This is a genomic window from Mesorhizobium sangaii (genome assembly GCF_014207355.1).
GTDB classification, from domain to species: domain Bacteria; phylum Pseudomonadota; class Alphaproteobacteria; order Rhizobiales; family Rhizobiaceae; genus Mesorhizobium; species Mesorhizobium sangaii.
In genome coordinates, this window is record NZ_JACHEF010000006.1 from 209,690 (window position 1) to 221,758 (window position 12,069).

The window sequence follows — 12,069 nt, forward strand, 5'->3', positions numbered from 1 at the left end:
GGGTTTGTCATGCGAATTGCCTTGAGCGGGGTTTTCCTAGCCGTTCAGATGCTTGCTGCTCAGGCGCAGACAGCGGCCGAACGTGAGGCTTGCCAAGCAAACTTCGAAAAGTTCTGCAAAGGCGTGGAGCCAGGCGGCGGCCGCGTCATTCAATGTCTGACGGAACATTTCAGCGAGCTGACCCCGGAATGCCAGAAGGTCGTCAAGGCGAATACGCCTGGTTAGGATCGCGCAGTGCTCTCCGCCGAGCTGTCAGGGTCGGCTGAGGCCGGAGCCGCGCATGTATCAACGCCACTCCTGAGCGCTATGGGCAGGCAAGCCGGATGTTCGGACGCTCTGGCGAATGGGCCCGGCCCTTTTGTCTGGCAGTGAGACGTCGGACGCCCGCCAGGTTCGTCAAACCTATGTCACCGCGACGACATTTCCCGCCGCGTCGAGGCGACATCCGACCCGCGCCTGCCGAACCTCTATGCCGCCTTGCCTTGCATAGTCTATGCGCACCTCGATCGGAGCGGTGAGGGCACCGCGAAGGTGCCGGCGCAAGGCACCTGCGCTGGCTGCGTGCACACGCACGGCACCAAGTGGCTTCGCAGCCGACATGATCGCCTGACGGCAGACGCGAACCACGGCGGGCGGGGTGCCAGGTATCGCCTTTAACCGCGCCTGGAGCGGCCGCATGGGATAACCTGTGGTGTTCGACCTGAACGTGTCGCGACCACCTTTGGAGGGCCAAAGGCTGCGTGGCAGGGCGACTGCGTGTCGCACGCCCTTCGTCACGACTATGGCGGCCGCCTTCTTGCCGACACCGACACTTGCTGGCCCTGTGGTAGCCCCCGACGCCGCGCTCGCTCGACTATTTGCCGAACTGCCCGGAGCGGCGCCAGCACCGGTGGATTCGTCTCCCGCACTGGGGCTTGCCGAAAGGCCGCCCACGCCGCCGAGGTTGGTACCGGCTCCAACGTTGGCGCCAAGCGATCCGTTGCTCGTGCCTACCGAGCCTCCAACATTGGCTCCCCCGATTCCGTCGACGCTCGCGTCGACACCGACGGAGGCGCCGTTCGAACCGACGCCTACACCGGCGCCGACCCCAATGCCACCGACGTTGCCTCCAAGGCCCGCCGATCCCTGGTTCGTGCCGACCGACCCTCCGACGTCTGCTCCTCCGATTCCGTCGACGCTCGCGCCAACACCAACGGAGGCGCCGTTCGAGCCAACGCCCACACCGGCGCCGACCCCGATACCGCCGACTTTGCCTCCAAGGCCCCCAGCAAGAGCCGGAGCAGGCCCGATCGCAACTGCGATCACCAATACTGCAGCTAGATCCTTGCGCATCACCATAATCCCTGTGCCGTGCCCAATGGCGCCCGCGTCGGGAGCAATGCGGCGGGAAGGCTGATCGTCGTCAGCCGAACAGGTTGCGGCGACTTGCGGACCGCCACTTTGCGGATTTCTCGCCCTTCGGGCTCATGGGCGGATCGAGCCCGTTTCCCTGCGAGTGCACCGGTACGTGGGCCTGCGCGATCACCGGCAGGCGCTTTGGAAGCGGGCTCGATGCGCTGATCGCGATTGCGAGCTTTCAGGATGTCGGTTTCGTTGCGCGCCGCAACGAGGTCGCGGGCCAGGCCCATGGCCCTTTCGCGCTGTTGCTCCAGAGCAGCAGAGAGACGGGCGACTTCCTCTTTTGCCGCGTCGCGATCCTGGCGAGCAGCATCGAGATCACGCTCGAGAGCATCTGCCCTCCCGCGTTCCAATGCGAGCGCTTCGCCGGCTCGCTTTGCAGCGGCCTCAGCAACCTGACGGTCCTGAATATCTGCCATTTGTGCAGCCGCAGCCAGTTTTCCGCTGGCCTCAAGAGCATCGAGGGATTGGTGCGTCGCGGCAAGATCGTGTTCGAGGCGTTCGATCGTCTGCCGCCCCTCGTCAAGCGCGCGTTTCGCTCCAGACAGGGAAACTTCCGCAGCCTGGTGCGCGCCGAGTGCGGCGGCCTTTTCGCGGATCGCGAGAGCGGCTGTGACTCGCAAGCTTTCGACTTCGCGCTGCGCCATGGCCAGACCCTGCGCGAGCCGTTCGGCTCGTTGCTTCTGGTCTTCAAGGGCTTGTCCTTGAAGAGTCGTCGCCTCTGCGACCGCACGCGCACTCACGCCTGCCTCGGCTGTGACACGCCGCATCTCGTCAAGTTCGTCTCGCGCCGCTTCCAGTTCGCTGCGAAGAACCCGCTCAACCCTGTCTGCAGACTGACGCTCTGCAGACGCCTGCTGGCGAGCCGCCTCAAGCTCCTCGCGAACGGCCGATAGTTCATGCAGTGACGCATCCGTCTTGGATCGTTCCCGTCCTGGCCCGGTCGCGGCAGCCTCCACCAATGGGCGAGAAGCGCTCACGTCAGATGGCGCCCCAGCCGGGTACCCCTCGACTTTGGCGCCGCCCGAAGACGCTGCCGATTGCGTGCGCTGGACGGTCATCACGGGTCGCGTATCGAAGCCACTTCTGGCCTGTAAGCGATCGGTAATCAGCCTTGCCAATTCACTCTCACGCAGACCTGCAGCCGGAACGTGCCCAATGCCCGGAAGATCCAGCGTCCCGGTTGCACTGATCGTAAAAGCACCGTTGAGCTCCACGCCCTCCGTAATGCCGCCGCGCAAGGCATCCCACCCCGAGACCTCTAGCTCGACAGTGTCTTGAGGGGCGAGCCTGTCGTCAGTCTCCGATTGACCCCTTGCCGGGGCGCCAAATAGGAGGATCAGGCAGAACGGGATGAGGCTTATCGCAGCGCCGCGTGACCTCTTGCGGGTGTCAGGAAACAACGCCGCCATGGCCGAGAATCGTCGGATACCACCGGGGAGTGCAGGGCTGTGGCAATCCGCGTTGGACGTCTGGACATGATCCATGACTGGACCTCCATGACTCTCACTGACCACGCGCAGCACAAAGCTCACGGCGCGTAGCACAAAGCTCACGGCGCGTAGCACAAAGCTCACGGCGTGAGCCTACCAAAGTCGATCAGCAGTGGTGAGTACCAAATAGAGCGTAGCTGCATCGCCCAATTGAGTAAGCGGGCACGTCCGTACCAGGTTCGGCAACCAACTGCTCCGCGATTCGACCTTCGATATCGCGTTCAACGACCGCTGCATTTCGGCAAAGACATCAGGAAAGGCCCCGTTTATTCGCTCGTCACGGTTTGCGGTGGCCGATACCGCGCGATCGGCAGCGGCGTCCCGCTCGGCCAATTCGCGCCTAGTCAACGTCGATCCCGCTTTCGGCCTGACGCGGTATTGTCGCGGTGGTGGCAGGCCTATTGCGCCCTCTGTTTCTTGGCTTGTGCGGCGATAGCGCAGAGGAAGGCCAATGCGGCAGCGTCGCATGCCGTCCGCGACGGTCCTTTGGCGAAGAGCATGGCGTCCGCAATTGGGATCGATAGGCCATACTTTTGGGCGAAAGAGGTGATTTCGTACGGCTGATCGTCAGATGGATGGCGGATGTCGAATTCGAAATCCATGCCTGCTTCCTCCCAGTTCGCGACCTTCCACTCCTTGGCTGGATGCAAAAATTAAACTACCGATGCATCGCGCGAGTCCAGCAATTGGAAATTGTGTAAAACGATACATTTTGCGGTCGCGCCAACATCTCGTTGTGGCCGTCCGCTGGCCACTTCCGCTTTCGCTCCGTTCGCAGTCTCACCGGCTTGCCAGCGCAATCAGATCAGGGTGCGCCTGCGCCAGGATCATTGCGCTCGAACACCCGCTGTGTGACGATGTCGTGGCTGCACTTTCGCCGCCATGAGGCGGAAAGCCGGTCGGTTTTTTGCGCGAAGCCCGCACATCGCGAAAGCGGGCCTTTAGGGCCGATGAAACAAGGACTTCAGTCTTAATTGCGCGACCTCTAATATAATATAGACTTATCGGCGCGGGGGATTTTCCCGCTATTGCAGTGGCCGGTGCGGCGCGCTTCACCCAAGCATGCACCGCACCGGCCATTTCCGAAGGCCGGAAGGATGACCGACAAGCCGGTGCCGACCTATGTCGTGAGCGTGTTCGAGAAACCTCACTGGCGCACAGTCCTGTCAACGAAGGACAAGGAGAAGGCCTTCGCTTTGGCCAAAGAAATCGGAGACAAGGTGCGGATTGAAGAGATTGCGCCGAAGGTCAAGAAGGGGCGCTGACGGTCGACTGCGCCGTACGCCGTAGCTATCCCCTACGACTCGGCAGCGGCCTGGTTTCCAGTCCTTTGCAATGCCACCCAAGGCCATCTTGATGGAAGCTCGAAAACCTGGTCCCGATCGATGAAAAGCCCGCCACGGGAGCGACCCGCGGCGGGCTTTCAGAGTGGCTACATCCCTGAGGAATCGACCGCTTGTAGTTGTATTGTGAACTGCATGATCGCGTTAGCCTATGGTGTGATCGCGGAAGCCTTGGGCTCAAGCGTTCCCGCGTCCCATGTCGCGCGGACCGGCCGATAGTGGTTGGAAACCCTTTGAAATCACGGGCAGCCGCTTGCAACGTGACGTGACATGATCCCGCCAGCTTTGACGCGCTCCGGACCGCGCTTGGCGTCCCGCTAGGAGAAAGAGTGCCTCCTACATGGGTGGAATGAACCTTGCGTAGCCGTTCAACGGATCCATCTGACGAACCGGACGATCACTTCCTCGGCGATGAGCATGGCCATGACGACGATGATCAGCGGCACCACCCCGTGCAGCATGCCTTCGAAGCGAACCCTATCTCCGAACACGAAGGTAATCGCCTCCAGGATCACGAATTTGGATAGGAACAGCACCACCCATGCGCCGAAGAATCGCATGAACTTCATGAAGGCACCTTGCCTTGCCGTGAAGAACACGGCGACCTGATGCTCGATGGCGATCGTCCCCTTCAGAAGGGCCTGCAACAAGATGGCTGCAAGCAACGACACGCTGAAGGAAGAGACCGTGACGCTGTCCGAAAACTCATCGAACAGGTTTAGGACCACGAGGTCGATCAAGACTCCGAAGATATAGCGGGTGATCAACCGCTGACGGTCAGTCGGCATTTCGGCCGTGGCAGGCAGAAAGCCGTGGATCTTGTCAGCCATGACGTCCCCTTACAAAACACCCCTGCCGAGTGGTGCGAATCTCCGCATCACCCTCGTCTCCGCATCACCCTCGCACCTCCCGTTTCTAGGCGCCACGTAACTAACGGTAAATATCGTGGGTCACCGGCTCCCAGCGCCGAAAAGATCGCCAGCTTACCGTGATGGCGAAGGATTTGACCGCCCTCTCTGGTGGCTACCATGACTGTAGCCGCTGTTGCGTTTCTATACAGAAAGGCGGCAGCGCGACGTAACCCGCCAAAGAGAGCAGTTGCCAACGTCACAGAATTCGCTCTCAGTCCGCCACGGCGAGACCGGCTTTCTTCAACGAGCCAATGAAGAACTCGACATCTTGCGAACGGGTCAACCGCTTCGAAACCGCTTCGCGCAAGTTCTGCACCAAATCCGGTTGATTGTTATCCAGCCACTCGCGCTCGCGATCGGCCTCGATTTTGTAACCGCCTTCAGCAAGAACGGCAGCCGCAACCATATGGTAGAGCGGGTTTGATTGAACTGGCGACTTCTTGATCCACATAGCTGCCTGAGGGTAGTCGCGGTTAAAATAGGAACAAAGGGCCAGGTCCACCTCGTAGTAGCCCAAGGCACTCGGATTCTTTTGACGGGCTTCCTCAACCAGCGCACAGCCATCATGCCATTCACCGGCGAACGCCAAGCGCTGGCCATATTCACCCATCAACTCGGTGTCGTTCGGGTTCATGGCCAAGGCCTGCTTGCCTACTCTCAAGGAAGCGTCGATTTCTTTGTTGAAATAGAGCGCAAGCATTTCCGCTTGGCGGCCTCGGATATTGAGCGGGTCGAGTGCTACCGCCTGCCTCGCCGCGGCGAGGGCGCGCTCGAGGGCGGCGGCGGAGAACGCGCGATCGACGGGAAACTGAAATCGATGGTCATCGATGTAGACCAGGGAAAGAAGAGCCCAGGCGGTAGCGTATTTCGGGAAGCGGGCCACGGCCTTTTCAAGACAGGAACGTACTGATGTACGGGTCTCTGGTTTGAGATCTACCCGATACGCATAGAAGGAAAGCGTACACGAATAGGCGGCCCAATCGTCGGGCGGGTTGTCAAGGTGAACATTGGCATCCGCCTGGAAGATCACGCCATAGGTTTGCGCCAAGCTCGTCGACACGTTGCGCGCGACGTCGGCTTGAGCTTTGACAACGTCAGCGACTTTTATGCGGCCGTCATAGCTGTCGGCCCATAGAACCGAACCGTTGACCATGTTGATCAACCTGACCCGAAGCCGAAAAGAATCGACCGATAGGCCAACGCTGCCAGCAAGCACAAATCGTGGCATCGAGATCGAGGCGTCGCCCGCTTTGGGTGCCGACTCCATGACCACAATGTCCTTGAACTTCGAAAGCTGGCTGACAATTTCCTGCTTTAATCCATTCGCGATGGCCGTCGCGGCGCCGGTGCCGGTCAGGTCGTCAAACGGCTCGACAAGCACATGGGGCGTTTCTGGCACGATGGGCCTGACCGACTTCCATGACCACGCCAGCACCAACGTTGCTGCCACGAGAAGGGCTACAGTTCCCCCCAGCGCCAGCGGCAGCGGCATGCGCCGTGCCGGAAAGGCGGTTGGCTTTTCCGAAACAAGCGGCAACGGGGGCGCTTCTAGCGCAGATGGCGAACGGAGCGAGAAGACAGGAACATAGCCCCCCTTTGGAATCGTGATCAGGATTGGGTCGGTTTGTCCCGAGGTCAGATAGTATCGCTCGAGCGCACGCCTGAGGTGGCCAGCCTCGATGCGAACGATCGGATCCGTCTGCGGGTCGAACGCCTCTCCGCGACCAAACACTTCGACTGCGATGGAATAGGCCTTGATGCGGTCGCCTCGTCCCGACAATGCTTCTTCCACCACATGGCTGAGGAAGCGCCGCTCGCGGCTGGTGGCATCGAAGTCAGCACTGTCGAGGATAAGTCCAAGTTGAGCGCGGCAAACCTCAAGGGGCAACTCATGCTCCCCGAGTGCGGACGTACCCCCTTGGATCACCGTCTCCTCACTTGATTCTTGCAGCCGCAACTTCTAGTGGCGCGGTTACATGCTTATCCACGTAACTTACCTCCCACCGCCCTCTATTTGCAATACGATTGCGTCAGGTCGATGAACTGGTGTCATGAATACAAAAGACGGATCGTTTGACAGACACCGAGCGGTCTCGGCGGCAGTGCGCCGATACCCCCAGTTTGAATTGACGATCCATCGGCTGATGGACCGGAGCGAGAGCTTTCGCGACATCTGCGAGGAACTCGCGGATGCAGAGTTTGCGCTCTCGAAGGTCGACCAGGCCCCGCCGGCATTGCGGGAGGCCAGGCGAGCCGAATGGCAGGAACTGATAGATCGCTTGGTTGGAGAGGTAGGAGCAGCAGTGTTGAACGCCGACGCCGCCCGGAAATCGGGTATCAACCCATGGCCGCCACGGTGAACAGCCATGGCCGCCGGGCCGACAGCGCGGGAAACATGCCAACGGCCGCGCTTCGCACCGCCATCGAAATCCCGGTTCCCAAGAGCACTAAGTCCGCACATAGTGACCAAACTCAAGAGCGAGCCCTGACATGAAGACTTTCTATCGGAAACAAGCCCTGGGTTGTGCCATTCTTTCCGTCCTTTGGCTTGCCCATCCCGCTCGGGCCGCGGATGCGGTCTCACCCTTGACGCCGGACCTGAAGCCAGTGGTGACCGAACAGGGCTGGACGTTCTCCGTTGCGCCGTACTTTTGGGCAGCCGGGCTCTCGGGTGAGGTGTCGCAGTTCGGTCTTCCCACCGTCGACGTCGATGCGAGTTTCGGCGACATCCTGAAGAATCTCGACTTTGCGGCGATGGCCACAGCCGAGGCACGCTACGATCGCTACAGCATCTTCGGCGACCTGATGTATGTAAAACTGTCGACCGGAAGCGGCACGCCTCGAGGCATCGTCGCCACCAATGTCGATGTCGGTTCTGAAACGTTTTCAGGGTTGGTCGGCGCGGGCTATTCGATCGTCCAGAGTGACGCCGGACGCCTCGATCTCGTCGCCGCCATGAGGGTTTGGTCCGTAAACACCGACCTCGACTTCCACGGCGGTATCCTCGACGGCGTGTCCCGCAGCGACGGGGCAACCTGGGTCGATGGGCTTGCCGGTGTTCGCGCGACCTATTCGCTCACCTCCGAAGTATATCTGACGGGCTGGGGCATGGTGGGTGCAGGCGGCGCCAATGTCGACTGGGATGTCGCCGCCGCATTGGGATACCGCTTCAACGAACGCTTTTCGGCGGTCGCAGGCTACCGCGCGCTCGGCGTCAACTACCGCAACGACGGCTTCGTCTTCGATGTCGTCCAGCAGGGACCAATCTTGGGACTGGTCATGCGTTTCTAGCGTGCAGACTTGGATCAATGACAAAACAATGGAGGAAATGATGACAACGAAACTCACAATGCGCAAATCTTTCGTCCTGGCCTTGGCTTTGGCTACTTTCGTACAGATTGATCCGGTCTCCCTGGTGACTCAGGGATCGATATCATCTGAAGCGTTGGCCCGCGTTGGCCGCCCTCTCACGGCCACAAGCGCAGCGGGTGTCGCCAGGCGCGCGACCCGGCGGACCATCCGCAGAACAAGCGTGTACGTAGCCAGGCTACCGGCCGGTTGCGTCAAGACTTCGATCAACGGGACAGCAATCTGGCATTGCGGCGCGAAATATTATCAGCACTCGGGTTCGAAGTACGTGGTGGTGCACGTCAACTGATCGGCGCGCGGATGGCCGCCGGCCAGACCGACCCGCAGCAGGTCCGCCCTGGGTGACACGATCGTCCAAGCAACGACCGATGTAGCAGCTGCGGCTGGCTGTGCTGCAGGCTTGGTGATTTCTACATGCTTAGCGGCAGTCGATCAGGACACCAGGGAAAACTACGTCGAGTCTTTGATCGGCCCGCAAAGCAGCCGGAAAGCGGGGCCCCCGCAGCAAGGCCTGTGCCTCTGCAATGAATGGCTTTCGCAGCGATCGCGTGGCTTGCGACTGCAAGGTTCAATTTCGCCGCCAACAGAAAAACCTGAGTCATCTTGAAACAGCAGCATTAGGGAGGAACACCCGATGAGTGACAAGGAAAAACAACCCAGCTCGACCGATCATGAAAACCAGGCGACATTGTCGATGCGACGCCGGGATCTTCTGTTGAGCGGCGTCTCGCTGTTTGCAGCGGCAACCCTGGCGCCAGTTGTGACAGCCGGCCCGGCGCGAGCGCAAGACACCGCAAATCGCCCAAACATCCTGGTCATTTTCGCTGATGACGTGGGTGTTTGGAACCTCAGCGCCTATCATCGTGGCATGATGGGCGGTTCCACACCGAACATCGACCGACTCGCCAAGGAAGGCGCTCTTTTCACGGACTACTACTCGCAGCAATCCTGCACCGCCGGACGAGCTGCCTTCATTACCGGCCAGAGCCCCTTACGCGTCGGACTGTTGAAAGTAGGCTTGCCCGGGTCGACGCAAGGATTGCAGGACAAGGACCCGACCATCGCTGAACTGCTCAAGGCGCAGGGCTATGCGACAGCGCAGATCGGCAAGAACCATCTGGGCGACCGCAACGAGTTCCTGCCGACCCGGCACGGCTTCGACGAATTCTACGGCAACCTTTACCATCTCAACTCCGAGGAGGAGCCCGAAGACCCGGACTATCCGAAGAGCCCCGAGTTCCATGCGAAGTTCGGGCCGCGCGGCGTCCTCGATGTGAAAGCCACAGATGTCGACGACCCGACAGAGGATCCGCGCTTCGGCCGTGTCGGGAAACAGGTCATCAAGGACACTGGCCCTCTCACGCGCAAGCGGATGGAGACCGCCGAAGAAGAATTGCTGGCCAAATCGCTGGACGTCATGGATCGATCGGTAGCCGCCAAGAAGCCGTTCTTCCTTTGGCACAACACAACGCGCATGCATGTCTGGACCCGCCTGTCACCCAAATGGCAGGACAAGACCGGCTACGGCCTCTACGCCGACGGCATAGCCGAGCTTGACGACGTGGTCGGCCGGCTGCTGAAGAAGGTCGACGAACTCGGGATCGCAGACAACACCATCGTCGTCTTCTCCAGCGACAATGGCGCCGAGAGCTTCTCCTGGCCCGACGGCGGAACGCAACCATTCCGCGGCGAGAAGGGCACGACCTGGGAGGGCGGATTCCGGGCGCCCTGCATGGCCCGCTGGCCGGGTGTCATTCAACCCGGCACGATCATCAACACAACAATGGCGCACTAGGATTGGCTGCCAACCTTGCTCGCCGCAGCCGGCGCGCCGGATATCAAGGAGAAACTCCTCAAGGGCGAGAAGGTCGGGGACAAGACCTTCAAGACCCATCTCGACGGCTACAACTTCATCCCCTTCTTCAAGGGCGAAACCAAGGAGGCACCTCGCCGCGAATTCTTTTATTTTGATGACCAGGCCAACATCAATGCGATGCGTTACGACGATTGGAAGATCAGCTTCGCCTGGATCGAGGGCAATCTGTTCACCGGCAAACGCGTCACGCAGAATGTCCCGATCGTAACCAATTTGAGAGAGGACCCGTTCGAGCGCTACTTCGACGAGGCGGGTACCTATGAGCGCTGGTGGGCCGACAAACTGTGGACGCTGGTTCCCGCCCAGGCGATCGTCGGGCAGTTCCTCGCCAGCTTCAAGGACTACCCGCCAAGCCAGAAGTCCGGGTCCTTTGATGTCGGCCAGTTCCTCGAGGCACTTCAGAGCGGGGCGAGTGGCGGCGGGAATTGAGGCCTGGTCCCTGGCGCTACATTATTGCGACAGGGTGCCCCGCCCGTGGGTCACCTTGTCGGCCTCAAGAGGAAGTTTCGATGAGGCTCGCCCGCGATCTTGCAATGCTGCAATGGACCTGTGTCGAGGCCGCCACCGGTGGTTGGACGGTTGTCGACATGAAGGCAGACTGGGCTGAGGTGTTTTCGTTCGAACCCTGAGTTGCCAACAGGGCATTGCATCAAGGACGACGCGATAAGAGCCATGACAAAACTTGCCGACACCGAACGAAAGCTCGCCGGCTCGACGCCGGTCAGGCCACCCCACGACCGGATGGTTTGGATTCCCGGCGGCACGTTTCTCATGGGTTCCGACAAGCACTATCCGGAGGAGGCCCCGGCGCACCGGGTGACGGTGGGCGGGTTCTGGATGGACATTTGCACCGTCACCAACCGCGACTTCGCGCGCTTCGTCGAGGAAACCGGATATGTGACGGCGGCCGAGCGGCCGGCGAACCCGGACGACTACCCCGGCTGGCAGCCGGACATGCTTGCGCCTTCGTCGGTGGTGTTTATCAAGGCCAAGCAACAGGTCGATCTCCGCGATCACTACAATTGGTGGGTCTATGTGCGCGGCGCCAATTGGCGTCGTCCACGCGGCCCGGCGAGTTCGATCAAGAAGCTTGCCGACCACCCGGTCGTCCATGTGGCCTACGAGGATGCGGAGGCCTACGCAAAATGGGCCGGCAAGGAATTGCCGACCGAGGCAGAATGGGAGTTCGCGGCGCGTGGCGGGCTAGAGGGTGCCGAGTTCCCCTGGGGCGATGAGTTGACGCCGGACGGCATGCATATGGCCAATACCTGGCAGGGCGAGTTTCCCTACCGCAACACGCTCGATGATGGGTTCGAGTACACAGCGCCGGTCGGGTCGTTCCCCGCCAACGGCTACGGCCTCTACGACATGGCCGGCAATGTCTGGCAATGGACGACCGACTGGTACCAGGAGCATGGCCAGATCGACAGCCCGTGCTGCACGGTGGACAACCCTCGGGGCGCCAAGCGGGAGGACAGTCTCGATCCGAGACAGCCGGCGATCAGGATCCCGCGCAAGGTGATGAAGGGTGGGTCGCATCTTTGCGCCCCCAATTATTGCCGGCGCTACCGCCCGGCCGCGCGGATGGCTCAGCCGGTCGACACCTCGACCAGCCATCTGGGTTTTCACTGCATCGTGCACTGAGAACCGACGCTGCTAGCACGCATGAGCGATCGACG

9 protein-coding genes and 2 pseudogenes are annotated in these 12,069 nt (G+C 60.9%); 7 read left to right on the forward strand and 4 right to left on the reverse strand.

Annotation, left to right across the window (positions count from 1 at the left end; genetic code table 11):
* Window positions 1–9 precede the first annotated feature (9 nt).
* Together HNQ71_RS26540 and HNQ71_RS35040 are read left to right on the forward strand one after the other, a co-directional pair.
* Window positions 10–225: a cysteine rich repeat-containing protein gene (locus tag HNQ71_RS26540; RefSeq protein WP_184875968.1), complete on the forward strand. Its 216-nt coding sequence runs from the start codon at window positions 10–12 to the stop codon at window positions 223–225.
* Window positions 226–1,415: 1,190 nt separating this feature from the next.
* A complete protein-coding gene (locus tag HNQ71_RS35040; RefSeq protein WP_246462178.1) occupies window positions 1,416–2,294 on the forward strand; it encodes a hypothetical protein in 879 nt (292 codons plus the stop codon).
* Window positions 2,295–2,459: 165 nt separating this feature from the next.
* Here the strand turns inward: HNQ71_RS35040 and HNQ71_RS35045 are convergent.
* Together HNQ71_RS35045 and HNQ71_RS26550 are read right to left on the reverse strand one after the other, a co-directional pair.
* Window positions 2,460–2,885: pseudogene (locus tag HNQ71_RS35045) on the reverse strand (polysaccharide biosynthesis/export family protein); the annotation flags it as partial.
* 404 nt (window positions 2,886–3,289) lie between these two features.
* The gene (locus tag HNQ71_RS26550; RefSeq protein WP_184875970.1) at window positions 3,290–3,493 is read right to left on the reverse strand and encodes a hypothetical protein; all 204 of its coding nucleotides are present in this window, start codon (window positions 3,491–3,493) and stop codon (window positions 3,290–3,292) included.
* A gap of 495 nt (window positions 3,494–3,988) precedes the next feature.
* Here HNQ71_RS26550 and HNQ71_RS26555 point away from each other — a divergent pair, with 495 nt between their 5' ends.
* Window positions 3,989–4,156, forward strand: coding sequence for a hypothetical protein (locus HNQ71_RS26555; RefSeq protein WP_167392245.1), 168 nt, complete (start codon window positions 3,989–3,991; stop codon window positions 4,154–4,156).
* Window positions 4,157–4,602: 446 nt separating this feature from the next.
* Here HNQ71_RS26555 and HNQ71_RS26560 read toward each other — a convergent pair whose 3' ends face one another.
* Window positions 4,603–5,064: a hypothetical protein gene (locus tag HNQ71_RS26560; RefSeq protein WP_184875972.1), complete on the reverse strand. Its 462-nt coding sequence runs from the start codon at window positions 5,062–5,064 to the stop codon at window positions 4,603–4,605.
* Window positions 5,065–5,356: 292 nt separating this feature from the next.
* Entirely contained in the window at window positions 5,357–7,033 is a 1,677-nt protein-coding gene (locus tag HNQ71_RS26565) for a hypothetical protein (RefSeq protein WP_246462143.1), read from the reverse strand.
* Window positions 7,034–7,196: 163 nt separating this feature from the next.
* On the opposite strand from HNQ71_RS26565, the gene HNQ71_RS26570 reads away from it, so the two are divergent.
* The 4 genes and pseudogenes from HNQ71_RS26570 (at window position 7,197) to HNQ71_RS26585 (ending at window position 12,034) form a co-directional block, all read left to right on the forward strand.
* A complete protein-coding gene (locus tag HNQ71_RS26570; protein WP_184875974.1) occupies window positions 7,197–7,505 on the forward strand; it encodes a hypothetical protein in 309 nt (102 codons plus the stop codon).
* A 130-nt stretch (window positions 7,506–7,635) separates the two neighbouring features.
* On the forward strand, window positions 7,636–8,436 hold the full coding sequence (locus tag HNQ71_RS26575; protein ID WP_184875976.1) for a hypothetical protein: 801 nt from the start codon (window positions 7,636–7,638) through the stop codon (window positions 8,434–8,436).
* A 772-nt stretch (window positions 8,437–9,208) separates the two neighbouring features.
* Window positions 9,209–10,819 (forward strand): annotated as a pseudogene (locus HNQ71_RS26580) (arylsulfatase).
* 243 nt (window positions 10,820–11,062) lie between these two features.
* Window positions 11,063–12,034 carry a formylglycine-generating enzyme family protein gene (locus tag HNQ71_RS26585; protein WP_184875978.1) on the forward strand — a complete coding sequence of 324 codons (972 nt, stop codon included), beginning with the start codon at window positions 11,063–11,065 and terminating at the stop codon, window positions 12,032–12,034.
* Window positions 12,035–12,069 lie beyond the last annotated feature (35 nt).